19 protein-coding genes are annotated in these 26,573 nt (G+C 53.3%); 15 read left to right on the top strand and 4 right to left on the bottom strand.

The features are described from left to right. Positions 1-15: 15 nt before the first annotated feature. The 9 genes from HUU59_11660 to HUU59_11700 all read left to right on the top strand — a co-directional run bounded on the left by HUU59_11660 (position 16) and on the right by HUU59_11700 (position 15,548). Positions 16-1,794 carry a M20/M25/M40 family metallo-hydrolase gene (locus HUU59_11660; GenBank protein NUO20096.1) on the top strand — a complete coding sequence of 593 codons (1,779 nt, stop codon included), beginning with the start codon at positions 16-18 and terminating at the stop codon, positions 1,792-1,794. A gap of 41 nt (positions 1,795-1,835) precedes the next feature. Beyond that, on the top strand, positions 1,836-2,879 hold the full coding sequence (locus HUU59_11665; protein ID NUO20097.1) for a PD40 domain-containing protein: 1,044 nt from the start codon (positions 1,836-1,838) through the stop codon (positions 2,877-2,879). Between the two features lie 79 nt (positions 2,880-2,958). Then, entirely contained in the window at positions 2,959-4,710 is a 1,752-nt protein-coding gene (locus HUU59_11670) for a hypothetical protein (GenBank protein ID NUO20098.1), read from the top strand. 468 nt (positions 4,711-5,178) lie between these two features. Then, the gene (locus tag HUU59_11675; GenBank protein ID NUO20099.1) at positions 5,179-6,039 is read left to right on the top strand and encodes a site-specific DNA-methyltransferase; all 861 of its coding nucleotides are present in this window, start codon (positions 5,179-5,181) and stop codon (positions 6,037-6,039) included. After that, entirely contained in the window at positions 6,032-6,661 is a 630-nt protein-coding gene (locus HUU59_11680; GenBank protein ID NUO20100.1) for a hypothetical protein, read from the top strand. Before HUU59_11675 ends, HUU59_11680 begins: the two co-directional genes overlap by 8 nt. Before the next feature lie 1,142 nt (positions 6,662-7,803). Then, entirely contained in the window at positions 7,804-9,177 is a 1,374-nt protein-coding gene (locus HUU59_11685; protein ID NUO20101.1) for a hypothetical protein, read from the top strand. Continuing rightward, the gene (locus tag HUU59_11690) at positions 9,174-9,548 is read left to right on the top strand and encodes a hypothetical protein (GenBank protein NUO20102.1); all 375 of its coding nucleotides are present in this window, start codon (positions 9,174-9,176) and stop codon (positions 9,546-9,548) included. The genes HUU59_11685 and HUU59_11690 overlap by 4 nt, the downstream gene beginning before the upstream one ends. 40 nt (positions 9,549-9,588) lie before the next feature. Beyond that, entirely contained in the window at positions 9,589-10,671 is a 1,083-nt protein-coding gene (locus tag HUU59_11695) for a hypothetical protein (GenBank protein ID NUO20103.1), read from the top strand. Between the two features lie 68 nt (positions 10,672-10,739). Then, positions 10,740-15,548: a T9SS type A sorting domain-containing protein gene (locus tag HUU59_11700; protein ID NUO20104.1), complete on the top strand. Its 4,809-nt coding sequence runs from the start codon at positions 10,740-10,742 to the stop codon at positions 15,546-15,548. Positions 15,549-15,685: 137 nt separating this feature from the next. Here the strand turns inward: HUU59_11700 and HUU59_11705 are convergent, their stop codons facing one another. The 4 genes from HUU59_11705 to HUU59_11720 all read right to left on the bottom strand — a co-directional run bounded on the left by HUU59_11705 (position 15,686) and on the right by HUU59_11720 (position 20,593). Further along, entirely contained in the window at positions 15,686-17,389 is a 1,704-nt protein-coding gene (locus HUU59_11705) for a T9SS type A sorting domain-containing protein (GenBank protein ID NUO20105.1), read from the bottom strand. Positions 17,390-17,399: 10 nt separating this feature from the next. Further along, complete coding sequence (locus HUU59_11710) at positions 17,400-17,840, bottom strand: hypothetical protein (protein ID NUO20106.1); 441 nt, start codon at positions 17,838-17,840, stop codon at positions 17,400-17,402. A 192-nt stretch (positions 17,841-18,032) separates the two neighbouring features. Continuing rightward, positions 18,033-19,013: an ADP-glyceromanno-heptose 6-epimerase gene (gene rfaD, locus HUU59_11715; protein NUO20107.1), complete on the bottom strand. Its 981-nt coding sequence runs from the start codon at positions 19,011-19,013 to the stop codon at positions 18,033-18,035. 17 nt (positions 19,014-19,030) lie between these two features. Next, on the bottom strand, positions 19,031-20,593 hold the full coding sequence (locus tag HUU59_11720) for an alpha-amylase (GenBank protein NUO20108.1): 1,563 nt from the start codon (positions 20,591-20,593) through the stop codon (positions 19,031-19,033). Positions 20,594-20,704: 111 nt separating this feature from the next. Between HUU59_11720 and HUU59_11725 the strand changes: the two genes are divergently transcribed. The 6 genes from HUU59_11725 to HUU59_11750 form a co-directional block, all read left to right on the top strand. After that, positions 20,705-21,241: an FKBP-type peptidyl-prolyl cis-trans isomerase gene (locus tag HUU59_11725; GenBank protein ID NUO20109.1), complete on the top strand. Its 537-nt coding sequence runs from the start codon at positions 20,705-20,707 to the stop codon at positions 21,239-21,241. Between the two features lie 106 nt (positions 21,242-21,347). Then, on the top strand, positions 21,348-22,802 hold the full coding sequence (locus HUU59_11730) for a hypothetical protein (protein ID NUO20110.1): 1,455 nt from the start codon (positions 21,348-21,350) through the stop codon (positions 22,800-22,802). Positions 22,803-23,067: 265 nt separating this feature from the next. Next, complete coding sequence (locus HUU59_11735; protein ID NUO20111.1) at positions 23,068-23,517, top strand: hypothetical protein; 450 nt, start codon at positions 23,068-23,070, stop codon at positions 23,515-23,517. After that, entirely contained in the window at positions 23,502-25,205 is a 1,704-nt protein-coding gene (locus HUU59_11740) for a T9SS type A sorting domain-containing protein (protein ID NUO20112.1), read from the top strand. Before HUU59_11735 ends, HUU59_11740 begins: the two co-directional genes overlap by 16 nt. Positions 25,206-25,489: 284 nt before the next feature. Next, positions 25,490-25,879, top strand: coding sequence for a hypothetical protein (locus HUU59_11745; protein ID NUO20113.1), 390 nt, complete (start codon positions 25,490-25,492; stop codon positions 25,877-25,879). Continuing rightward, on the top strand, positions 25,852-26,573 hold a 722-nt coding region (locus HUU59_11750), incomplete at its 3' end, for a hypothetical protein (GenBank protein ID NUO20114.1). The genes HUU59_11745 and HUU59_11750, both read left to right, overlap by 28 nt.

The following is a 26,573-nucleotide window of genomic DNA, read 5'->3' on the forward strand; positions in this document are numbered from 1 at the left end:
TTCCTCCAACGAATCATGAAACGATTGACTTTACTTTGCTTGCTGTTCACCTTCGCGGCTCTCGCGTTCGCGCAGCCCGATGAACAGCGTATTCGCGCCGATGTGGCCTATCTTGCCGACGATGCCCGCGAAGGCCGCGGCATCGGAACCAAAGGGCTTGATGACGCCGCCGTCTATATCGCGGACAAGATGAAAGAGGCCGGACTCGAGCCCGCTTTCGGTGATTCCTACTTTCAGGAATTCGAAATGGGCTGGGGATTCACACTCGGCGAGAAAAATTTCATTACCTACGGCGGCCAAACGATTGACACCAAATCGGGCGTCATGCCCACGGGATTTTCCGCCGCCGGAGAAGTGACGGGCAAAGTCATGTTCGCAGGCTATGGCATCATCGCTCCCGAATTCGAGTATGACGACTTCGCGGACATTGACGTCAAAGACGCCATCGTGCTGTGCATGCGCAAAGAGCCGGGCGAGTTTGATTCAACCTCAAAGTTCGACGGCATCAATGTCACCGCGCACTCGACACTGAGAGCCAAAGCTGGCAATGCGAAATTGAAAGGCGCGAAAGCGCTCCTGCTCGTGGACGGGCCGCTCTATGCCGATACGTCGCAGGCCGAAGAGCTTGTGCCCCCGTCCTCCAACGAAGCCTATATTGACTGCGGTATTCCCGTGCTCAGAATCACGCGCGCTGCCGTCAAGAAGCTGTTTCCCGAATTCGAGCTGGACAAGCTGCAGCGCTCGATTGATTCCAACACGCAGCCGCGCAGTCTTGAAGTGACGAAGGACGACGCTTCGATGTCCACCGACCTGACGCGCGAAACCGTGTCCGTGAAAAACGTCGGCGCAATTCTGCGCGGCGGAGACGACATTCTCGTTGTCGGCGCGCATTATGACCACTTAGGCTACGGCCAAAGCGGAAGCCTTGACGAGCAGACCAATGTCATTCACAACGGCGCGGATGACAACGCCAGCGGTGTGGCGGGAATGCTGGAAGTGATGCGGATGCTGAAGGCCAATCCGATTAACTCCACCGTGCTTGCGGTGGCGTTTACGGCTGAAGAGACGGGACTCGGCGGGTCAAGCCATCTGGTGAAAAATTTCCCGCTCGATATGAGCAAAGTGCGGTTGATGCTGAATCTGGATATGGTCGGCAGACTTAACGAAAAGAACGAGTTTACCGTGCTGAGCTGCAAATCGGCTGAAGAGCTGTCAAGCATCGTTGAGCGCGCCGCCATCGGAACGGATTTGAAAATCACCTGCAAAGGTGACGGCTACGGCCCGTCCGACCATATGAATTTTTATCTTGCCGACAAGCCTGTGCTGTTCTTCTTCACCGGCGCCCACGCGGATTATCACAAGTCCACCGATGACGCGCATCTGCTGAACTACGAAGGTGAAGTGAAAATTACGCAGCTTGCCTATAATACGCTGCGCGAACTCGATGCGCTTGAATCGCCGCTGACTTATGTCCGAACCTCGGAGCCGCCGGATCAGGGAGGCGGGAGCTTCCGAGTATACTTCGGTTCGATTCCCGACTATGCGCAGCCCGATTCGCTGATTGGTGTTCTTCTGTCCGGAACTCGCGAAGGCGGACCTGCCGCGAACGCGGGTATCAAGGGCGGCGATTTACTCGTGCGCATGGGCAAGGTCACGCTCAATAATATCTACGATTTCGTGTTTGCGCTGCGCACCTACGCGCCCGGTGACACGGTCGATGTCGAGTATGTCCGTGACGGCAAGCACGAACTTGCCAACGTCGTGCTGAAGGCTCCGCCGGCCAAGCATCAATAAATCCTGCTTCATAACTTTCAAATTGAAACTTGGACCATATAATGAAAACTCCGGTTATTCTTCTCTCGCTACTTCTTGTCTCGCAGCTTTTCGCCGCCGAGCCGGTGTGGTTTGAAGGCGAGACTCATTTGCAGAATATTCAGCAGCTCACCTTCGGAGGTGAAAATGCCGAGGCCTATTTTTCCAAAGACGGCAAGTGGCTGGTCTATCAGTCCACGCGCGACAGTTTCGACTGTGACCAGATTTTCACGATGAATCTGGAAACGAAGGAATCGAAACTGGTCAGCACCGGCACGGGCGCGACGACGTGTTCGTTCTTCGTTCCCGGTTCGGACGAGTTGGTGTTTTGCTCGACACACGAGCACGGGGCGGAATGTCCGATGAAACCGGACAGAAGCCTCGGTTATGTGTGGGGACTGTTCGAGTTCGATGTCTATAAAAGCAAACTCGACGGGAGCGGACTTGTGAAGCTCACCAAAGAAAAGGGCTACGATGCCGAAGCGGCCGTATCACCGGACGGAAAGGAAATTGTGTTCACGTCGGGGCGCGACGGAGATTTGGAGCTCTACAAAATGAACATTGACGGTTCAAACGTCACGCGGCTGACACACACCGTCGGCTATGACGGCGGGCCGTTCTTTTCCCCGGACGGCAAGCACATCATCTATCGCGCCTTTCATCCGAAGACCGCAGAAGAGTTCGGCAAGTGGAGACATCTGTGGGAGAATCAGGCTGTCTCACCCGTGAGACTCGAACTGTGGATTATGGACACAGAGGGCAACAACCAGAGGCAGGTCACCAATCTTAATTCAGCGAGCTTCTGTCCCTACGTGCATCCGAGCGGCGAGTGGATTATCTTCACCACCAACTATGCGGACAGTCTGGGGGACAAGCGGATGCCGAACTTTGATTTGTTCCGCATTCGCCCGGACGGTTCAGACCTCGAACGGCTGACCTACAGCCCGACGTTCGACGGATTTCCGATGTGGTCCTATGACGGAAAGAAGCTGGTCTGGGCAAGCAACCGCGGCGAGCGTAAAGAAATGGGCGAGACGAACATCTTTATCGCCGACTGGGTGGATTGACTTGAAAATGTAAGAGTGAATCATTAGATTCTTAAATTCGTGTGCAGGACAACCAAACATTTCAGAAGGCAGGACGAGTATGAAACTGAATAAAGCGTTTTGGTGGAGCACCGCTGTGATTGTGCTGAGCTTTGCACTGACGTTAATTGTCAGCTGCAGCAGCGACGATGGCGGCGATGACAACGGCGGCGGTCAGGCCAAGTGGACAATTATGCTCTACGGCGCGGGCAACAATGACCTCGACCAGGCGAATAACGGCACGTCGTACATTGTTCAGGACGTGCAGGATATGGAGAAGGTCGGGAGCCAGCAGGGTATCAACATGATTGCCATGGTGTCGCGCTACGGCGGCGGCGGCAACGCGCGCTATTATAAGATTGAGTACTTCCCCAACGAGAATCCGAATCAGATTAGTTCACCGGAGCTGCAGAATCTCGGCACGAAGGATATGTCCGACCCGCAGACGCTCAAGAACTTTTTGAATTACTGCAAGGCGAACTTTCCGGCGGAACGCTATCAGCTGATTATTGACGACCACGGCGCGGGCTGGCCGGGAAGCTGTTCGGACGATTTGGCCGGAGCGGGCGGTCTCTTGACGCTGCCGGAAACGCGCGAAGCGATTGCGACCTCGGATTTAGGCCGCGTGGACATTCTCACGTGGCATGCGTGCCTGATGAGTATGACCGAAGTGGCGTACGAGCTGCGCAGTGTGTGTGAATACATGACGAGCTGTCAGTTCACGATGCCGATGGAAAATATTCTCGGCGCGGATTTGTGGCTGGCTTGGCTGAAGGACAATCAGAGTTCGTCCAATGAGAATTACGCGCGCAAGGTCGTGGAGAGCGTGATTCAGCGGGCGCAGTTCAAGCAGAAGACGACGCACTACGCGATGATCAAGATGTCGGAGATGCAGAATCTCGGCGCGGCGCTGGGCAACTTCGGCAATATTCTTGTGCAGGAAGGCGGCGCGAATTGGAATCAGGTGCTGAACGCGTGGAACAGCACGCACTCGACGAATCTGGATAATCCGACGTATGTGGATATTCGCGAATTCACGAACCAGATTCAGGCGCAGCCCGCGTTCACCGGAAACAATCTGATTAACTCGAACGCGGTGAGCGTGCGCAATGCTTTGAACGCGGCGGTGCCGTTTACGGACACCTATTTTCACGCGCCGGACAATCCGGTTCCGCGCGGCGGTCTGAATGTCTATATACCGTGGCAGCTTGCACAGTTCACGGCGGACGATTCGATCAAGTATTCGGCTCTGCAGTGGCGCGCGACAAACTGGCATTCATTTGTTTCGACGTTTGTGCGCAGTTTGGGCGGCGGTCAGGATCCTGTCGGACGGTGCTGTTACAACAACAATCAGAATTGTCAGGATGTCACGCAGGCGCAATGTCAGCAACTTTCCGGTGTGTGGACGCAGGGTGCGACGTGTGCGCAAGGCTGCGGCGGCGGAGGCCAGCAATGTGCGACGTCATGCGAGACGGCATCACAGATTTCTCTGGGACAGATTTATCAGTGCAACTTGCAGGGCGGTCGCGGCGCGGCGAATTGGTTCCGTGTGAATATCAACACGGGCACGTACCGCTTCGAGATGGCGACGTCGCAGGGCAATGACTACGATGTGTACACATTCGCGCCGTGCGGGTCGCAGCTGGGCTGTTTGAGCGAAGCGACGGGGAATGTGGAAGACTTTACTTGCAATTTCAACGGCTCGGGCGAGCTGTCGATTGCGGTGGCGATTTGGGATGGCGGCGGGCCGTTTGATTTCCGGATAACGCAAATCGGGATCACGGACGAGCCGGGTTCGATTGTCATCAAATAACTCCTTCCTATATATAGGTGGTTTGAGCAGGGCGGCTCCGCGAGGGGTCGCCCTGTTTTTGTTTTGGGTTGGAAATGTGTGTTTCATAAAACAGTAACTTAGCGTTGCTGATGTTGCGACCCTAATATACTACTGAAAATGGCGATTGTCAAGCATTTTTTGAACTAATGTTCTAAATTGTGATGAGCATTACAGTTGCGGTCTTTCAGGGTTCGAGAAAACAAGGGGTTGGAAAACGCAGTTTTGGGACTTACGAGAAGGAGAGGAGGCGTGGGGGCCTCCGGAAAAGCGGGGAAAACGGAAAGAGGAAAGAAGAAAGGCGAAAGCGAGTTGATCATTTGATCAATTATCGCTACGATCAATATGATCAAAATCAATAAGTTAGATAAGCAGAAACCCTTGAGCCACGCGGACTTAACAGATTCGATTCTTCGGAAGAAGGAGCGCAAAGAAGGCAAGCCAAAGACTATGTCCAAAAACGGACGTAAGCCTCTTGCTTTCGCTGTGCCGTCCGCTCGCGTCGAATTGCCTCAGCACATTGATCCGTACTTCAATGAAAACGGATTTTGTTTGCTGCAAGGAGATTGCCGCGAGTTGCTGGCACAGTTTCCTGAGAATCATTTCGACATGGTGTTCGCCGATCCGCCGTACATGCTTTCGAACGGCGGCTTCACGGTTCATGCCGGAAAACGCGCGAGCGTGAACAAAGGGAAGTGGGACAAGAGTCAGGGGCTTGAATCGGATTTCCGGTTTCATATGGAGTGGATCGCGGCTTGCCAACGTGTGTTGAAACCTGAAGGCACGATTTGGATCAGCGGAACGTATCATTCGATTTACGCGTGCGGGTACGCGCTGCAACTGCAAGGATTCAAAATTCTGAACGACATCGCGTGGTACAAACCGAACGCGTCGCCGAATCTGTCGTGCCGGTTTTTTACGGCCAGTCACGAGACGCTGCTGTGGGCGCGCAAGTCGGAGAAGGCCAAGCACGTTTTCAATTACGCGGCGATGCGCGAAGGAAATTGGGGCAAGGATTTTTTGAAGAAGCCGGGCAAACAGATGCGCTCGATTTGGGCCATTGGAACGCCGCCGCGTGAAGAAAAAACGTTCGGCAAACATCCGACACAAAAGCCGCTGGAACTTCTGAAGCGGATTGTACTCTCTTCGACAAATCCGGGCGCGTTGATTCTCGATCCGTTTTCGGGCAGCGCGACGACGGGATTGGCGGCGATTGCGTGCGGACGAAATTATGTCGGGATTGATATGGAGAAGAAGTATTTGGATTTGTCGGTGAAGAGAGTGAAACTGCAGATCGGACAACATGTCTAATACGCTTAGACCGATTCCAAGAGCCGAAGCTGTAAAGTCAATTCGTGGGTTAATTGGAACCGACTTGAGAAAGCTTGCAGAGGAGCTTGACGTAACAGTTTTTCATAAGGAAAGTGGTAAGCTCAACAAAGGCTGGGCCGGACACACGGTCGAAGCATTTCTCGGTATTCAACATAATTCCATTCAAGCGCCTAATGGAGAGTATTGGGAGTTAAAAGTAGTTCCTCTTAAGCAAACAAAAAGTGGAATTGTGCTTAAGGAGACGATGGCGATCACATCGGTCAACGCTGAAAAAGTTGTTGCCACAGATTTTGGCAACAGCGATCTGTTTCATAAACTTCAGAGCATGATTGTCTGTGCCCGCGTATTTGTTGATAAGTCTGAACCAGAATCTAAGCTTGTGAAAGTGGCAAGCTATGACCTCTTCGATCCTGCGTTAGTAAGTGCAATCATTGAAGACTATGAACTGATCAGATCGATCATTAGGGAAAAGGGTTTTAATGCTCTGAGTGGTCGATATGGCCAGTACATTCAAGCGCGAACCAAAGGGGTGAAGAACAGCACTACAAGATCGTTTTATGCACGAAAGAATTTGCTGAGAATTATTTTGGGGATAGATTGAAAAGCCCGTTAATAATTTACCAGCCACATCCCGACTTCGAGGTCCGCGTTTTCAAAGGCGGTAATCGGAAGGGGCGGCGCAGACAATTAGATATTCGGGTTAAATATCGTGTTTGGAATGGTGTTTCATGGAGTGATGACCGAAGCCCCGCGCATTCTCATTGGGCAGTAGACTTAATGCTAAAACGACAAGCGAAAAAACGGTTGACAAATAGACTTCTGGACCACATCGATCGAATTTGGACGACTACCACAGATCTAAGAAGTATCAAGGACAGAAATAGCTATTTTAAATCTTGTAAGTACTTTGACAAGAAACTTATTCAAACCTTTTCATCACTTGACAACTATGGCGATTATCCTGTAAGCGTACTTCTTCTGATGGTAAGGTTGATAGTTGTTCAAGAGAAAACTTCTCATGTAAATGCCCATATGTTTCACGATCTTGTTGTTGCACTGCGATCTGACAAAGGTGTTTGGGATGTAATAAGTAAGGCACGTTATAGTTGAAACATTGTTCTATCTTGTTACTGTTTATCAGTAAATGACGTGATGCAATGAATGGTGCGCTAGTAGGCGTTATCTTAAAACATTTCAAGCGACTCCGGATGGGGCCGCTTTTTTTGTGGGTGATTCACCAATTCTCGGTTCGCTTGAATAGATCCTTACCGAGGATGACAGAATGAAGGCAGGTCGAGCCGGAGGCTCGACTTAGTATTTTGAATTGCGGCTCTCATTTGAGGGCCGCTTTTTTTGTGCGAAAGCCCCCCTTAATCCCCCCGCTAAAGCGAGGGGGAATCAGACGGCCGGAGGCCGTCGGTAGTATGTGAAGAAATCGAATTGCGGCTCTCAGGTGAGGGCCGCTTTTGTTATTCAGAAGTCCCCCGCTAAAGCGAGGGGGAATCAGCTGTTGGAGTATTGGTGGCGCTTGGCACCCCCCCTTGCCCCCCCGCTAAAGCGAGGGGGAATCAGAAGCGGAGTCGAGCCGGGAGGCTCGACCTAGTTTATCGTGAATGACGAGGGGGAATGGAAGGCCAAGCGGCTGCGTTAGCGCAATGGGTCCAGCGTTTACGCTGGTGGCACATGGGTTGCTTTGTTGAAGTGTGACCAGAAGGTGCAACGGCATCTGTTATATAGAGTCACATGAAGACTAAAACTTTAATTATCCTTGTCTTGGCGGGGCTGGCGCAGGCGCAATCCTGGCCGTCCGGTGCCATTTCCGACCCCCTCGCGGGGGCAAAACCTGTCCCTGTCGGCACCCTCAGACTGGCCGGATTTGGCGCTCAGCTCTCCAATGATGTCTGGCAGGACGACCGGATGGGAGTCGGTTTCGAGGTCGGTTTGGCCACCGGACTGTCCCTTTCCGCAAGCTCGGGAAACCGGGATATTGCCGGCCGGGGAGCCTTCCAAAAGGGAGCCGAGGACACGCGGCTGGGACTTTCGGTGTGGCCGCTCTCTTATAAGGAGAGAGTCAACTTCGGGCTGAACGGCAGCTTAATCCTGCCGACAGGATTCCGCGACGAACAGAGCTATTACGATTCGACCACCAACGCGGTCGTGCATCTGCCTGCCTATTCTCTCGAACAGACCGCAGGACAGCTTTCACTTGCAACGGTGTGGTCGCCATCACGAGCCGCGGAGCTTAACGCATTCTTCGGATACTTCGGAACATCCGATAACAGCGAGCAGGCGTTTCGCTGGGGCACGCAACTTTCCTTGACACCGTTCGGAAAACGCGTCGGCGCGAACATCGCTTACGGACAATCCCTCACCCGCGTGGGCAATCTTCCGGATACGGAAGTGCTGCGCGGCGGACTCGATATTCAACTGCCGTGGGGATTCGGTTTGCATCCGGGAGTGTATGCCGAGCTTGAAGATGATCCGCTGATGGGCGGCGCGCTGGCTCTCAGTTTTCAAACAAGATTGCCGCGTTCGGTTTTTCCGCCGCGTGATTTGGCGCCGATGGCACCGATGCGCGAAGGTGCGATTCTCGTCGCACCGCCGCTGTCGGATTTGCCGTTAGCCGATAACGACGAGCTGTGGTTTCAACTGCGTGAATCCATGAAGAACTCGTTCGATGTGGTGCAGCCGCTGCCGTCACTGGACAGACCGGGGCTGCCGTTCGATGAAATGAACCGCACAAGTTTTTGGAATACGATGGCCGCCATCAGCGCGGCTTATCCGAGCACACGCTGGCTGCTCATTACGCACGTCGAGGACGAATCGGTGGTGCGCGATAACGGGTTGACCATTCCGCTGATCCTGACACAACCGCAAATCGAAGCCGCGTGCAAACTGCGCATTCAGCTTATCGATCTTTACGAACAATCGGCCTATCCCGAGCGCATCGTGATGGCGACTGCGATGATGAACGACGGGCTGCGCAGTCCGCTGCTGTCTTCATTAGAGAAGGAAAAAGTGAGCGTGTCGCAGGCACGGGAAATCACAATGCGCGCCTATCGCAACGCAGGACGTGAAGCGGCGCTGTCGCTGCCGCCGCGCGAGGACGGAGAATGAGATTCATTTTGTTATGCGCGCTGGCCGTTTGGTTTCAGTCGTGCACATCGCCGACGGATTCGAACGAGGACACTCCGCAAGCCGCGGAGACGCGCACGCTGACCGTGGAAGCGCGCCCGAACGCCATTCCGGCGGACGGGGTTTCGACGATGACGATTTTTGTCGAATATCATGTGAACGGCGAGCCGGTGACGGACTCGACCAGAGTCATTCTGTTGAATCCGATGGGGACACTTAACGCGGGAACAATTTACACTTTCGGCGGAGTGGCGCTGGATACGCTCACGGCCGATACGCTGGCGGGATTGGGCTGGCTGGTGGCGTACGCGGACGGCATTCGCGACAGCGTGGAGATCATGTTCACCGAGTGAAAATTAGAAATGAGAAATCAGAAATAGGAAAGAGCAGACATTGCGACTGAACGAAATGAAAATAACGGCTATGATTGCGGCGGCGCTGCTCATAGGGGCGTGCGGGAGCGGAGGTTCTTCGGGACCGACTGAGCCGATAGCGCCGCCGGAGTTCAGCATTGACTATTACCGCGTGGTGGAGGTGGACGGAAGAATGCGCGTTGAATGGTCGGCGAACCGTCCGACGACGGGCGAATTCCGTTACGGTCAGACCGTATTCACGCAGCTTGTCAATATCAACGTGATGGCGGATTCGCACAGCGTGGGTTTGACGAACTACTCGTTCAATACGATGTATATGTACCGGCTCACGGTAATTGATTCGGCGGGAAACCGGCTTGAGTTCACGGGAGATTTTGAAACGCCGGACAAGGCAACGCCCGAGCCGATTATCTCTCAGTTTGAAATTCTCGAAGTGACGGAAACCTCCGCGCGTGTGACGTGGCAGACGGATGAGCCGGCCTCGACGATACTCTATTACGGAGTGGGAACGGCGACGGACTCCGTGAAGACGACAACACCGGTGATGGATCATGAAATCGTGCTGGCAGGATTGCTGTCTTCGACGATTTATGCAGTGCGGCCGGAAGCGGTGGATGAGGACGGATTGCGAGGCGTCGGACGCGACAGCACGTTCGCCACGGCGGCGCGGCTGACAGTATGGCTGCCGAACACGCAGATCGTTTTGGGCGACACGGCCATCGTGCCGATTCATCTTGAGGCGGCGGACAATTTGGCGGCGCTGCAATATTCTTTGGTCTTTGAGGAGGGAAACATCGAAGTCATCGGAATCACGGAAGGACCGTTTTTCGACGACAATGAGGGCTTCAATTTCTTCCGCAACATACAGAACGGAGACAACCGCGTTACGAATGCGATGACGTGGGTGATAGAATACAACGGCAACGACCGTGTCGGAACGGACGCCGACGGAGACGGGATTGTCGCGTACTTGCAGATCAGAGGTCTTGCACCAGGCTCGGCGGGGGCTGCGTTTGATGCGGATTCGACATTCGGACTGGACATGTTCGCGCAGATGCGCGCATGCTCACTGCGCACGGGAATCATTACTGTATTGCCGTGAGCATTCAGATGAAGTTTAACACATTCACATATCCGGTACAGAAAAACCGGGAATTCGGGAGAATGACCATGCGAACTTGGCAAATCCTGTTGCTATCGTTGCTTGTCTTAGTGATGAGCATACCGGCCGCGTTCGGCGCGCCGACGTACCGCTCATTTATCGAGTGGAACGGACCGTACTATCATGTGCGCCACGGATTGACCGCGGATTCAAGCAGCTATCTTGACTACACGGTGAATAATCCGCTGCCGCTTTATTCCACTCCGTTCTCGTCACCGACCGCCGTTGAACTGTTTGGTTCGGTTGCGGCGCAGCGCGCGTTTGTGCTGGATCACGATCACCGCCGCGTGCAGGTGTTCGCGACTCCGGCCAACTGGAACGTGGAAGCGCTCTACTACAGCGCGACTCCGGTTCAGGGCAACTTCGGCGGCCGCGTTGTTAAATTTACGTACGGTGAAACCGTGCAGGGCAGTGAACGCATCTGGGTGAACGGCAAATTCTTTCAACGAGTAAACTCGCTGACGGGTTACGGCGCGACGGATTCCGTGTACACGATGGTGTATGGCGGTGTGCCGAACACGGGCGGAGTGGCGACGCTGCCGCTTGGCTGGGATTTGAACGCGCTGGACAGCGTGCGAGTGGAATACGCCTACGCGATTCCGCCCGGCACATCGGGAGTCGGTGAGATCGACTATGTGCTTTATCAATCTGCTCCGACGGATATTCCGCTGCAGCTCAATGAGGCGTCGTCCGCGACCGATCCGGCGATGACGGATTTGACATCGTTGGCGCTCAACTCTTCAGCGCGAGTCGGCGCGGTAGCCGATTTGTATTTGGTCAATGCGCTGACCGGCGGCAATGGCACGCTGGCAAGTTACGACCTGACGGCTATCGGAACGGGCGGAGTGTTTTCTCATGTGGATACCTATCCGGGCATGATGGGACGTCCTTACGACGTGGAAGTTGTTGACCTTGGCACGAACACCGACGGCGCAGTGGCCGAAGGTACTCCGTCAGGTGTCGCAAACACGACGCTGAGCGAAAGCATCACCAATCAGAATACCTATCTCGGTCATGACTATCGTATCACGTTTGCTTTTGACACCGCGACAACCATGAACGGTTCCGCTGCTCCGGATGTGGACGAAGTTGATCTTATCTGGGACGCGACTCGCGGCCGCCTGCATATGGTCATGACCTCGGACAATGACGATCCGGGCACGGCATACTCCTACAGCGACGATTACGGCGAAACGTGGTCAGCTCCGCAGACGATTTCCCCGGCGACATTGACGGGAGTGCATGCGCGTCCGCGCATCGCAGTCGAGAGCACCGGCGTATTGCACGTCGTCTATGAAGCAGTGAACGGCAGCGGCGACCGTCATATCTATCATTCGATTTCCGCTGATGGCTTGAGCTGGTCGGCAGGAGTCGAGTTGACGACGGCGTTGACACCGTCCACGGTGGCGGATAACCGTTACTGCAACTTGCTGGTTGATCCGTCGGACAACGTGTTCCTGATTTGGGCGGGTGACGATGATGTTTACTATCGCGTGTACAGCGGCTCATGGGGTGCAGCGACGCTTGTTGCGAACGGATCAGGGACGGGATTTTCGGCACCGCATGCAGTGATGGATAATGTTGGCCGCGTTTATATGGCCTATGTCTCGGATGCCGCCGCTCCTGCGGACATCAGTTACATGCTCTTCAATGGCTCGGTGTGGGGAAGTTATGAATCGGGCGGTTTCACGGCGGGAACACCCGATCCGGTGACGACTGCGGCTGGCTTTGTATCAGACGGAGGCGGACGCGGTGAAGCATTCCCGCTTCCGCAGATTGTGCTGGTTGATGACGCGGTGTGGGTGTTCTGGGCCGGAACAGGCACGGAAACTTACGGCACGGATCAGGCACAATTGCGCTATAACAGCATCGGCGATGTGGACGGCAATTTCACGTCCGGTGCGGGCACGGTCATTACAACCGGTGATGATGTCGCTCCGCTGGCATTCAGTGTTGCTGTTGACGGCAATAACGATATCCACGTGCTGTATGCGTATGGCACGACGGTGGATCAGGAAGGGTTGCGCTACAAGAAATACACCAGCGCCATGACAACGTGGTCGCCATTGACCACGACGACGGGACGGGAAATTCTCGAAGAGGGCGCCGTGGCAACGGTTTACGCCAATGAACCGCGCCTGGCCTGCCCGACGATTGCGGGACAGGTGGCGCCGTTTTTTGCCTGTGCGAAAGCCTACACAACGCTTGGCGGAGGATCGCCGCGCGGTTTATTCAAAACCATCGACGGCATTATCTCGATTACCGATCAAACGACGTTAGCGGAAATTCAGGCGTGGCGCGTTTGGACGCACGGCGTGGCGGACGTTTCTGGCATTCCCGGGCTGTCGTTCACGATTACCAATACGACGGACTTCGTGTCCTCCACGGATGACGTAGACGCGACGAATTTCAATGTGGGAGATTACTACGAACTTGACGGCACTCCGGCGGAGAAGAATGACATTCTGTTTGTCACCGATACGGATAATCACCGCGTAAAGGTAATTCGCGCGTATGACAATATTGACAATTGCTTTGCGGGCGATACGCGCTGGGATGTGCCCGGTCAATCCGACGGCACGCCCGGACAGACGTTCAAACTGGCGACCATCGGCGGCGAAGAGACGTTCACCGTCTGGGCGAGCACGGACAACACACCGTGGACGATTGTCGAGGATCTTCTGATTGCAGGTCCGGGCGACCGCTATTGTGAGATTAACCGCTATACGAGAGAGCTGCGCTTCGGTGACGGCGCGCACGGTGCGATTCCCGATGCGGGTGTGTTCATTCGCGTGATGTATGAAGAATCGGTTGACGAGGCGGAATTCGGCACGCTGGGTTCGGCGTCCGGTCAGCTTTCCTATCCGCGCGGTGTCGCGGCGGCCTATAACGACAATCTCGGTGTGTATGACGTCTATGTGTGCGACACGGGAAACGACCGGCTGCAGAAATTCGCTTACACTCCGAATTCAAGTTTGAATCCGGAGTCGTGGACGAGCAGCAAGGTGGCGTGGTCACGCGCAAGCAGTGCAACCGATTTGCTCAGCGCGCCGCAGGACATTGAAGTCATCACGCTGAACGATGAGGTATATCTCGTGGTCAGCGACAACGGCAATGACCGAGTGGTAATCTACAAGGATACTGAAGCGACAGGCTCGGGCGGCAACGGTGCGCCGGTGTTCTTCGCCGAAGCAGGAAGCAACGGCAACGGCTTGAATCAGTTTGTCAATCCGATGGGGCTTGGCGTCATGGCCGAAGACAGCGGATTGGTGATTCTGGCCGCTGATGCAGATCGTGACCAAGTGGTAAAGATAGTGCAGCGCGATTGGCTCGTAGAAATCGGCGGTGACAGCACGGACGGAACGGACAGCACGAATGTTTCGTCGGCGCTTTCGCTTGTGGACGCGCTGGACGGTGACGGCTATTTGCTGCTGCAGCCGGGTGCCGTGCGCACAATTCGCCTTACCATGAGCAATCCTGACTCGCTGGTGTCCGTGCGCGCGTCGTGCACTTTCCCGGCGACCATGATACAAATTCTGAATATCAGTGAAGGAAATCTGTGGAGCGGCGAGCGTTTCACGAACACGGTCTTCCTGACGGACGTGAACAACAGCGCCGGCACATTTGAAATCAACGCCTCTATGGTCGGTGACAATGACGGATTGTCGGCGAACGGCTCGCGCAACGTCGCCACTATCACCGTGCAAGCTCTGACGACCGTCACATTGCCGTCTTCGGGCGCCATCAGCTTTGCCAATACGACGGACTTGAGGAGTGTGGGCAACATTCCGCTGGCGAACGGACAGCGCAACGGTTTGACGGTGCGTGCGGGACGACTGGCGGACATCGCAACGACGAGCGGCTCTCCGGGCAGCGCTCCGAACATGGTGCCTGAGCCGGACGGTCAGATTAATTTTGCCGACGTGAATGTGTTCACGCAGGGCTGGAACGGTGACGGAATGAACTTTGATCCGATTGCGGATATCGGTCCGTACATCGGTTCGGAGGTGCCGAATCTGGTCGCCAATCCGGACGGACGTCTTGACGCGTTTGACCTGCTTTCGCTGTCCACGATGTACACATGGTACAACAGCCAGTCGGGCAATTCGAGCGCACCGCGTGACAACGGCTTGCTATCGCTTGACGATACGGGACATCTGCGCATCGCGTATTCGACGATGAACGGTGTGACAAAAGTGAGCATCGAAACGGATGCGAACAGCTTAACAACCGCACATCTCGTGGTGGACGTTCTGACGCCGCACGCGATGATTGTGAATGTGAGCGAAGGTGATTTGCTGCGGCGCAACGCGCAGACGATTTTCCTTGCGCATCACGACGGCGCCTACGCGGACATCAACATCGGCCGCTTGAGCCGTGATGTGCCGGGAATCAGCGGCAGCGGAACGCTGGCGAGCTTTGAGCTTGCGCTGCCGGAAGGCGAAGCGCCGGCCATACGCGTTCGCTATGAGCTGCGGGACAGCGAGAACAACATGATTGGATTCGGTCAAACCAATGAGATTAACTCGGCGGTTGTGCCGAATGATTTCGGACTGAAACCTGCTTATCCGAATCCGTTCAACCCGAGCACGAATCTGACCTTCATTCTGCCTGAAGCCGCGACTGTCACGCTGCGTGCATTCAACGTGATGGGACAGGAAGTGAACACGATTCTCGAAGGACGTTATGAAGCCGGTGAGCACACCATTACCTGGAATGCTGAGAATTCCAAGAGCGCTTTGCCGACCGGTGTGTATTTCGTGAGACTCGATGCGCTGGGCAAAACCAGTTTGCAAAAGGTTGTCTTAATTAAGTAACCAGATTCCGGCGGGGAAACGCTACGCTTAATCCCCGCTCGGCGATCAAGTAACGGAACGCCATCTGCCTTGACAAAAGAGAAACGGGGCGGCTCCAGAGAGGGGCGCCCCGTTTCGTATTTACTCAATGCGTGTTCTTATTTCAAGTACAACATTTTCACTGTCGAAGCGATGTCATCGCCGGAAAGTTTCGCAAAGTAAATCCCGCTTGCTTTTCCGTTCGGAATCCAATTGCGAACATGTACTCCTTTCCTCATTCGACCATTGCAAATCGTTTCCACGCGCCGACCAATTAAATCGAAAACTTCAAGAGCGATATCTTGATCTTTCGAGAGAACAAATTCAATTGTTACGGATGAGTTAAAGGGGTTGGGATAGGCATTGGTCAAAAATGGCAAAGTTGGCGACGGCAAATAGTTGCCTGCTTCGGCCACCGAATCGAATATTTGTTCCTCAGACAGCAACCATGGATCGTAAACGGTATGCTGATCAGTAGTGTCGCCAAGACTTGTCGGATTACTGACCGGCTCGTATGGTCCTGTGGCATCGCCCCACCAACTCAATACGGCATGACCTGTTGCACCGAATTCCCACGTGTCAAAGGCATGACCGATATTGCCGTGAAAGGCATTGCGCTCAAAGATCCCCGAATCAAGAGAAGATGTAAAGACGGCTCCCCCGGGAGGAGATGTCACGTTGAAATTTCGATTCGCAGTGAACGAATTGCGGCGCAAACGAAATGCGGCGGGATCAGCGTCCCCATTCACCTGTACACACGAGAATGCACCCCCTTCATTATCGTGAAAGCGACAATCTGCGAGCAAAAGACTGTCGCAGGACGCGTCATCGCAGGTGCCGTCAAAAGTCAGCAATCCCGCGCCGCCAAACTGCGGGCCGGGTCTGCGGTTGCCTTCAAACGCGCAGCGAGTAATGACCACGCGACGCAGCGAATCGAAATCGCTTGCGACAAGAAATCCATAGGCAACAGTATTGCCAATAATACGACATGAATCCAGCAAGAGATTTCGCATCCCGCCGTGACTCCCACCCGAAAAAAACTGCGAAAAAGCATTGCTGTCAATCGTACAGTTTCTGAAAACTATAGAATCGCAAAGAGAGCGATCTATCAGCGACAATGCAGTGACTCGACCTTGCGCGCTTGTTCCTAAACCGTGAATTCGGCCGTGAAGGAATTTGAACTCGCAGTCATCAAGGACGAACTCTGCTTCTGTGGATGGATCGTCAGCCAAGTAACCGCTCGGGCCAACATCACAGTTCGCAAATACAACCGTTGATTGTAACCCACGGAGCACACGACCCGAAGACAGCGCGTCATTTAATCTGAATGTGCAACTTGAAAAGTAGGCCTCGGATTGTTCGAGATATGTTGCTCCGCCACGAGTTGCCAAACATTCTTCAAAAACACAATCTGAAACGTACGCCGTTCGATAACGCAGTCGGAGTCCACCGCCCCATGAATCGTTTCCCGTGCATCTCGCGTCGGCGATTGTCAAACCAATGATGCGAACATATACGCTGTCAACAGCCTCCTCCGGTGTGTCGAGACAGCGTCTCGTCATCGCGCCAGAATCCGGAATGACTCTGCATGCTGCAATGTGAACAGTATCTTCATCGAGAATAGATTCACTGCCCAATGTGATACTATGCTGAGGCAGCATGATTGGACCCAGGTATGTACCATCGCGCAAGACAACCGTGTCTTCGGATGAGCTATTGTCCAGCGCTGCCTGTGGAGTGGCAAAGTCGTCCGGAACAAACCACACCGCCCCGAAGGACGGGGTGATTGTCAGAGTCAGCCAACAAAGCAAGTGGACAAACATCCGTCCTGTCTCAGCTGCCGTCGCAGTTCGCGGCGCAGGTATTGCCAGAGGGTGTAAAGAATTTCACACTTTCGCTGCCATTGTCGCAATCGTCCTCACAATCACGACACTTCACCCTGAACGACAGTTCGTGCCCTGCATTGACAGGAGAGTTATATACCAAGTATCTCTTGCAGCCGCAATTTTCTCCATCATTATCGTTTCCGTGAACCAGCTCAGAATAACCACCGCCGGATACGTCCGCGATGATAAACTCGATGCGATTATTGGTCGCAACCTCATACTGAATGTAAATAGAACTGGTATTGCAGGGAAGTGTGCAGGTTACTGCCGTTCCATAGTTATCGTCACAACAAACATTGTCTGACGCTGTCACGCACCAACTGCATTGCGCAAAAGCAATGAACGTCCATAACGCCAGAATCATTCCGACCAAAAATGTGCTTTTCATTTCTGTTTCCCCTGTTTGAGGTGAGTAGCAATATTCCTCCGGCGAAATTACCAATGTACCTACAATATACTACTGCCCCCCGTTTGTCAAGAGCAACGGGAAAGAAGAGAACAAAGATTATTAGAATTCAACGACAGATCAGCAAATACTTAGATTGTGGAGAGACGATAGTGGAAGCACAAGAAGAGACAATTACACATCCGCCAAATATTTCCCGCCTTTGTCCATGTAATCGCGGACATAGCTTTGCACGAATTCACCAAAACGGTCGGTGAATTTGGGCAGGCCTGCGGCGTAGAACTTGGTCATGTCGGCGCAGGTTTCATATTGATAGCGGTTGCGCAGATCTTCAGGCATCGGGAAATATTCGATGTTTGTTCTTTTGCCGAGCGCTTTGAAGACGTTTTCCGCGAGCTGATTGTAGGTGTGCGGTGTGCCGGTGCCTAAATTGAAGATGCCGTTGACGGTTGGTTTGTCAAGCAGGAATTTTATTCCGGTTAACACTTCGGCAATGTGTATGAAATCGCGGCGCTGCTCACCGTGTTTGAAATCACTGCGGTGCGATTCAAACAAACGGACTTTGTTGGTATCACGCGCCTGCGGATAGGCATGCAAGATGACACTGGCCATGCGCGCTTTGTGATATTCGTTGGGGCCGAACACGTTGAAGAAGCGCAAGCCCGCGACTTTGTCCTGCAGCTTGTGCTCAAGAACCCACATATCAAACAGCCACTTGGAGAAGCCGTAGGCGTTTAGCGGGCGCAGTTTGGGTGTCAACTCATCCTTGTCGGAAAACCCAAGCGCGCCGTCTCCATAAACGGCGGCGGACGATGCGTAGATGAAGCGCGCGTTGTTGGCCAGCGACCACTCGCAGAGAATCCGCGAATATTCGTAGTTCCACGTCATCAGGAAATCCACGTCGGCCTGCGTCGTGTCGGCGCATGCGCCCATGTGAACAACGGCTTTAATGTCCTTTGCCCACTCCGCAGTCTCCAGCGCGTCAAACAAATCTCCGCGGTCCACGAACTCCGTGAACTTGAGACCGCGCAGGTTTTTCCACTTGTCCGTCTTTCCAAAACTGTCGGCGAGAATCAAATCAGTTATGCCGCGCTGGTTCAGCGACCAGACGACCGCGCTGCCAATGAATCCCGCCGCTCCGGTTACCAGTATCATGTAATTGTGTCCGGTTGCTATTTCTTGTGTTCCCGGTTCTGCGCGTCGCGCAGCATCGCCGGAATTTCTTCCTCTGAGTCTTCGTTCGTCACCGCCGCGGCGTCGCGCACTTCGCAGTCGAACGCATGCACTTCCCACGGCTCCATATCGAGATAGATGCCGCGCATCATCACTTCCACGCCGTCCCGAATATAAACTTTGTCGGACAGCATGTCGCGCAGCACGACCTCCTTGCCCTGCAAGTTGCCGAAATGCAAATCCACCCAGCACTGCGTGCGGTAGTCCGCCCAATTCACGAATATGCGAAGATGTTTGTCGTCATCATCCCACGCCTGCGCTAATACCTGCCAAAACGTTTCGTTGCCCTGCCATGCCTGCCGCGGATGAAGATAGGCCCATTGACCGAGTCGTTTGGCGTCATGGCCGATGACCTTCATCAGCGCGTCGTAGAATTCCGAAATCTGCTGATTCGGTTCCTCTTTCGGCATTCGCAACAGCTGCACGGGAGCCTTCAGCTGCGTTCCCATGAATTGCCCTTGATAGAACAGATTAGCTGAGGGCAGCGTGAATATCCACGTCGCGGCGGCGCGGTGCATCGGAAAGGAGAGACGCGATGCGATCCGCTTCTCGTCGTGATTCTCCAGAAAACGCAATCGGCGGCGATGTTTCTCTTCATCATAATCGAACTGCACCCGCGAGAGCCCCGTCGGTCCGACCGCCCAGTCAAGCGGATCTTTGTCATAGGTGTAATCAAAGCCCATCTCGTGCAGCTCGGGGTCGAGTCCCCAATAGACTTCGGCGATGAAGAGGAAATCCTTCTTCTTCTCGCGCACAAGACGAATCGCGCCCGGCCAGAACTCGCGCATGTCTCCGCCCCAGGTCTTTGTGAACACATGCGACAAAATCAGCATCGCCATGTCACAGCGAACGCCGTCACACCTGGCGGCAACCTTTTGCAGCTCGCCAAGTACCGCAATCTGCGTGTCAAGCTTGCGCATGTCCGGCTGAGCGGTGTCCGACCATGCGGGAAAGTATGGATCGCGACCATGGGCGAGAACCTTCGGGCCGTGCACGGTTTCTACGTGAAACCACGAGTCCGGATCGCGAGCGAGATCCTCTTCCGTCCCCTGCACATAATACTCGGGATGAGACTCCGTCCACGGATGATCGCGTGCCGTGTGACTGGGAACAAAATCCAGAATCAGTTTCATTCCGCGTGCGTGAAGATTCTCACGGAACTTGGCTAATCCTTCTTCTCCGCCCAACTCCGGATTGACATCGTAGGAGACAATAGCATAAGGTGAGGCAGTGACATCGTCTTCATTCCAATCGGGAAGTACTTCACTATAGTCCTTGCGCAACCCCTCATGGACCAGCGCGATCTGTCGGGATGCGGAGCTTGGTGTCCAGATCCCCATCAGCCAAACGGCATCAACAGCCCGGGACTTCCAGCGGTCAAAATGTTCGCCCGCAACATCCGAGAGTGTGATGGGTGTCCCGTTTCCGAGCTGTCTAAGCCATAGCCGGGTGTTAATTTCCAGTATGGTACGGCACGAATTCATGGCCCGCGAGCCTTTCATGAATAATTACTTACGATGAGTTGCACCCATAGGGATGCTTTCTTATATTACGGGAAAACAGACTTAAAAACAAGGCCACCTCGAGTCGGTCAACACTAAGAGAGAACTTCCATGAACATCCTGCGATCCTGCCTGTTTCTGGCGCTCGTCTGCACCCTTGGCTGCGGCGGCGGCAATAAGCCCGTAGAGGCCGTGAAAACCACCCAAAATGAAACCCCGAAGACCGAACCCGTGAAGAATGAGACCCCAACCTCCAATGAAAAGCCAGCCGGTCCGAGCATGTGGAAGGTGCCCGGCGACACGATTACCACCGCCTCCGGACTGCAATATGTCGTTCTGATTCCCGGCACGGGGCCAAGCCCCAAGCCGGGCGACATTGTGCAGGTCCATTATTCGGGCTGGTTCCCTGATGGAAAGAAGTTTGACAGCTCGCTGGACCGCGGCACCCCGTTCGAGTTCCCGCTCGGCCAAAAGCGTGTTATCGCCGGATGGGATGAGGGCGTCGCACTGATGAAGCAAGGCGGCAAGACTCAATTCATCATCCCCGGCAAGCTGGCCTATGGAGACCGCGGCTACCCCGGCGTAATACCGCCCAACGCGACGCTGATTTTCGATGTGGAGTTACTCGGCATGCAGCCGTCGAAATAGATTCTTCATTCAAGATTGTTCGGCAAGGCGGCTCTTTGGGGCCGCCTTGATTGTTTTGGGGCAAAACTCTCTTGCTTTTGCGGGTTTTTGAGGTTAACTTATAGGCATGAAAGTTATTCTGGCCATACTTTTTTCGGCTCTTCTGGCGCGGGCGGAGATTCCGCTTGAACTGATTGCCGAGTTTGAGCTTCCTCCCGGAACCGGCGCATGGGACGTCCAGCATTGGATGGGTGATTCGACATATGGGTGGGCGGCGGTCATCGGGGGATGGGCAAACAGGCAGATCGTCTATGAAACTAGGCTTGGAGAAGGCACCGATACGCTTTTCATAGATGACACCATTTGCAGTACTAATGGAGAGGGAGGGCATACCTCTGTCATAGAGAAGTTGGCACTTGCGAAAGATGAGCAAGGTGATCTACTATTCGTTCTTGTCGGCGGAGTTGCTCCGTGGTCAGCGGGCAATCGAACAGTTGTCGTGATGAATTCTGTCACCGGAGAATCCGAGTGCATCCACTACAACAATGAGGCATGGTGCAACAGCCTCGAGTCAGGGCTGGCACCGACAGAACTAAGCGTATGGCCACCGCTGCCCGCACGAAGCCAGCGAATTCTGCTTTCCACGAATCGACAAGCATACTGCGACAATACCGGAACTAATTCGTCATACGACTATGCACGCTCGTTCATGTTTACAGTCTCGCCTTTTGAGGCAGTATACAATCAACCCAATGTTCATGGCATTCGTCCTTTCAACGACGAAGCTGATTTTAAGGCTGGCGTTGCAGGACACAAACACATCATCTATGATGACGATGACCCACCGTACGATTGGAATGTGAGTGCGGGGCTTGCATTGGTCGGCTCGGTGGTCGAAGAGAGTCATTCAATTGACACGATCTGCTATCAGTGGGTAGATTACAATCCCGACACAGGATATGTCTACGATTGCACGGACAATCGCAACTTGGCTGCTGCAACTACGACAGACGGCGAACAGCGATTTGCTGTTGCAGCACGTGTTTATACGGACGGCCAGATCGGAAACGGCGCAAGGTGTTATGACCTGAATACTTTGGATGAACGATGGGAAAGTAATCAGTTCATACCACACTTCACACTATGCAATAACCCTGGAATCGGTGAGATCATTGGCTATGTGGCCTATGACAAGCTGAAGCTCTATAGTCCGGATGATGGAAGCCTCTTGGATTCCACCATCTCGGTCCCGCGATATATTGTCAGGATCCTCGATACGGAAGATTGTGCCAGCAAGATTGTAACATGGACCTCAGCTCAGAATGCGCAGACCGTCAGGATATATTCGATGCCTTATCCTCGTGTTGATCTCACAGTTGCGATTGCGTTAGGAGGCGAGGTGCTGCTTCGCTGGCAATCGTATCCCACTGCAATATGCTACCGTGTTTGCCGCAATCTTGAATACAGCGGCGATCTTTGCTCTTACGGTGAAGTATATGTCACTACTGATACGACAATGGTACTGACGCCGTGGGCCGGAGCCGCGCAAGAGTTTTATCGCGTTGAACCGGTGTTTGAATAAAGCCGTCGGACAAGACCTGCTGCTACAAGTCGATAATAGAATAGGCGAACCAAGCGGTTCGCCTCGTTTGTATTACGTCACCAGAGTGTGAAATTCAATTCGCACCTCTACGGGCATTACTTCTTATTGTGTAGTAACTTGGCAGTGACCACATCGGTATTATGTAACAATGTTACAGACCCTTGACAAATAGGGGGGGGCATATATTATATTGTTGTTACCCTGCGCGCACGACGCCGGAGGTAACAATTTGAGGAGCAAGAGCATGAAGAACACATTTTGGGTCTTGATGTTGACGGGGATTCTTGCCGCGCAAGTTTCGGCGCAAACGGAAGCGAGTATGTGTGTAAGCATTACCAACACAACTTGCAGTACATGGGACAGTGTGGACTACGCAATTCCGACAGGACAGCAGATTACAAAAACTTATATTCACTACGACAGTCCGACTACAGATGGAGTGCGAGTAGATTGTTTCAATGTGAATGGAGACGGTTCCACAGGAACAAGAAGGTGGACAATCAATCAGACATTTTGCGGATGTGGCTCGACGGCAACAACAGATGGTCACACGATTTCCGGTGGGCAAACAATTAGGATGAGGATGTACCGTACGGCTTGTCCAGGCTATAATTGCAGTGGCGGACAGTCAAAGGTCTATTTTTACACAAGCGCAACAGCGGCAAGTTGTCCCCCGCAGTGCCAACCAAACTAGTGATGTGCACACTTCGGTGCTGTATTGCCCTGCTTGCCTGTGTTGGCTTGGAGGTCTCGGCTGCAATCATTCGAGTTCCCCAAGATGCTCCGTTTATACAGTTGGCAATTGACGCTGCGCAAGTTCATGATACAGTCTTACTCGATACTGGCAGATTTGTTGAATCTGTAGAAGCGCCTGCCCGCGATTTGACTATCGCCGGCAGGTTCTTGCTTTCCGGAGATACCACTGACATAGGCAATTGCACATGGGTTGGTGTTAACAACGGTGATGACACGCTCCGCTGTCTGCACAGTGACGGAACAAATGGTAACGCTCCATTTGTCAGAATTGTCGGAATTCGATTTGCAAACTCAGGCACTTATGCCACAGACGAAGGCGGCGCAATTCGAATCTTTCAACAAAACGCTACAATTGAGCATTGTCATTTTGACTCGTGCTACGCGGGTTTCGGAGGAGCACTTGCTGTGCGTCAAGGTCAATTGACCATGCGCCATTGCAGGTTTTCCCATTGCGGTCAAATTCAGCTTGCATCTGTACTCAGGCTTCGAGCAGGAACTGCGCTAATTGACTCATGCATCATTGAAAGTGACACTGCCTATTCTGGAATATTCGACTCGCCCTTACTTTTCTGGGTCCAGCGAAGCAAACTAATTGTTAGGAACTCGATCTTTCGAGATCTCGGATACAGTCACTATGAATGGGGCGGCACGTTCGTCTATGGATCAAAGCCTCCAGATTCTGTTGAGATTGTGAACTGTGAAGCCTATGACAACCACATAGAGGTGATGATCGCAGATGGCGGTCAGCCTATTAAGTATCTTCGACTCGACAGTTGCCACTTTCATGACAACATTCTCACTCAAAGCTTGTATGGACAGGGCTCTTTTGATTCGCTGACAGAGTTTCAAGCAGTTGGAAACGTTTTTGAAAGATTTGAACCGTACTTCAGGGCGTTAATGCACGGCGTGTTTGCACTGGACACTTCTTCGGATCACACAACTCGAGTGAAACATAACCTGATTCAGGAAATTCAAGGTGGTCACACTTCGTTTGGAACAATTTATGGAGACAACTCTGATACGCGGGAAGTTGCGGGAAACTACATTGTTCAGAATGGTTTGTACTCGGGTTCGGCGCCGTTTTCCGGTCAGATTCAAGGCATCCACGGTCCCGGGCCGGATGAAGTGAAGCACAACGTGTTCATGGGAAATGTCGGTTACGCGGCCTATCAGGGCGGTGGTCAAGTGCAAGGGTATGTGCAGAATAATTTCTGGGGACACGAGTCCGGCCCGTATGATTCCGTGAGAAATCCATTTGGCCAAGGAGATACTGTATCGTATCGTCTCGTTTACGAACCATGGGAAGAAGACACAAGCTTTTTCTCTGCGGCACCGGAGCCACGTGAACCGGTTGAGATTCCTGCAACCTTCATCGGCAATGCCTACCCCAATCCCTTCAACAGCACAGTCACGATTGAGTTTGTACTGTTGCACGATATGGAGATAACACTTGATATTTTTGATTTAACCGGCCGGCGCGTTGAAACGGTTTTTAGCGGCAGAATGAACAAAGGTGTGCACATTCGAGATTGGCAGCCAAAGTCTCAAGCGAGCGGAATCTATTTTGCGCGGTTGGCCGGAGAGAAGAGAATCAGCTCAACGGTGAAGTTGCTCTACATGAAATAGCGCGTTCAAGGCATTCTGCAAAATGCACACAAGGCGAGCCATTTGGCTCGCCTCAATTGTCCAGAAAGAGTGCGTAAATGAGTTCACACTTAAGAAACACCCAACTGTTTTTGCGCAACTTAGCGGGTCAAGAAAACTTTGTGACTTTGTAACATAGGTCTTGACAAATAGGGGGGGGGCATATATTATATTGTTGTTACCCTGCGCGCACGACGCCGGAGGTAACACATTGAGGAGCAAGAGCATGAAGAACACATTTTGGGTCTTGATGTTGACGGGGATCCTTGCCGCGCAAGTCTCGGCACGTCACGGATGTCTGCTGCAATGACACCGGCGGTGCGACATGGTCTTCCGTGGATTACACGATTGCTTCTGGGCAACAGATCAGCAAAACCTACTTTCTGTATGACTCACCCACCTCAAAAGCGGTGAGGATCAAGTGTTTCAAAGTTGAGAATGGTGTTGAAACTGAACTTTGGAATATCAACCAAAACTTTTGCGGATGCGGTTCCGATGCAACCACAGTTGGGCATGCAATGGAAGGGCCGATGACCATTCGATACAAAGTCTGGTGTACGGCATGCGAAGGGGATTGCTCGGCCGGAAACGGTAAAGTCTATTTCTACACCAGTGTAACCGCAGCTTCATGTCCGCCGCAATGTCAGCCCAATTGAGTTTGCTGATAGCCAAAGGGTTGCCCTGTCTTCTTCTGCTGTCGGCAAGCTGCGCATGTTTTGCAAGCATCCGGCATGTTCCGGATCAATACCAGAATATTCAGTCTGCAATAGACGCGGCGCTGCAAGGCGACACGATTCTTCTTGCTCGCGGGGCATACAATGAGTCCGTCGAAATTCCGTCGCAAGGTTTGACTATTGCGGGACCGTTTTTATTATCCGGTGATACCGTGCTGATTGACTCCTGTGTTTGGCGCGGCGTGAATAACGGCGACGACACACTGCGCTGTGCGACCAGCGCCGATGAGGGCGGACCGCAGCCGTGGGTAAAGATTTCCGGAATCCGGTTTGCCAACGCATCCGCGCATTTCAATGAAGAAGGCGGTGCAATCCGGATTGCGGGACAGAATGCCATCATTGAGCATTGCCGGTTTGACACGTGTTCGGCAGGATTTGGCGGCGCAATCGCTGTCCGGAACGCCCAAGCGCGAATTGTAAACTGTACGTTCACTCACTGCGGCATGAAGCAAAGAGCTTCAATACTCAGGGTTCGTGCCGCTCAAGTACTCTTGGATTCGTGCGTTATTCGTTCGGATACAAGCTATGCGCCGCTCTGGGAATCGCCCCTGCTGTTTTGGGTGCAGTCCAGCAAGCTAACCATCAGGAACACCGAATTCTACGACAACGGATTTAC

The sequence above is a fragment of the bacterium genome, from assembly GCA_013360195.1.
In the GTDB taxonomy this organism is placed as follows: domain Bacteria; phylum Electryoneota; class RPQS01; order RPQS01; family RPQS01; genus JABWCQ01.

Bases quoted from the DNA above. Each gene is read 5' to 3' on its own strand.
- HUU59_11660 (NUO20096.1), top strand. From the start codon at position 16: ATGAAACGATTGACTTTACTTTGCTTGCTGTTCACCTTCGCGGCTCTC.
- HUU59_11665 (NUO20097.1), top strand. From the start codon at position 1,836: ATGAAAACTCCGGTTATTCTTCTCTCGCTACTTCTTGTCTCGCAGCTT.
- HUU59_11670 (NUO20098.1), top strand. From the start codon at position 2,959: ATGAAACTGAATAAAGCGTTTTGGTGGAGCACCGCTGTGATTGTGCTG.
- HUU59_11675 (NUO20099.1), top strand. From the start codon at position 5,179: ATGTCCAAAAACGGACGTAAGCCTCTTGCTTTCGCTGTGCCGTCCGCT.
- HUU59_11680 (NUO20100.1), top strand. From the start codon at position 6,032: ATGTCTAATACGCTTAGACCGATTCCAAGAGCCGAAGCTGTAAAGTCA.
- HUU59_11685 (NUO20101.1), top strand. From the start codon at position 7,804: ATGAAGACTAAAACTTTAATTATCCTTGTCTTGGCGGGGCTGGCGCAG.
- HUU59_11690 (NUO20102.1), top strand. From the start codon at position 9,174: ATGAGATTCATTTTGTTATGCGCGCTGGCCGTTTGGTTTCAGTCGTGC.
- HUU59_11700 (NUO20104.1), top strand. From the start codon at position 10,740: ATGCGAACTTGGCAAATCCTGTTGCTATCGTTGCTTGTCTTAGTGATG.
- HUU59_11705 (NUO20105.1), bottom strand. From the start codon at position 17,389: ATGTTTGTCCACTTGCTTTGTTGGCTGACTCTGACAATCACCCCGTCC.
- HUU59_11710 (NUO20106.1), bottom strand. From the start codon at position 17,840: ATGAAAAGCACATTTTTGGTCGGAATGATTCTGGCGTTATGGACGTTC.
- rfaD (NUO20107.1), bottom strand. From the start codon at position 19,013: ATGATACTGGTAACCGGAGCGGCGGGATTCATTGGCAGCGCGGTCGTC.
- HUU59_11720 (NUO20108.1), bottom strand. From the start codon at position 20,593: ATGAAAGGCTCGCGGGCCATGAATTCGTGCCGTACCATACTGGAAATT.
- HUU59_11725 (NUO20109.1), top strand. From the start codon at position 20,705: ATGAACATCCTGCGATCCTGCCTGTTTCTGGCGCTCGTCTGCACCCTT.
- HUU59_11730 (NUO20110.1), top strand. From the start codon at position 21,348: ATGAAAGTTATTCTGGCCATACTTTTTTCGGCTCTTCTGGCGCGGGCG.
- HUU59_11735 (NUO20111.1), top strand. From the start codon at position 23,068: ATGAAGAACACATTTTGGGTCTTGATGTTGACGGGGATTCTTGCCGCG.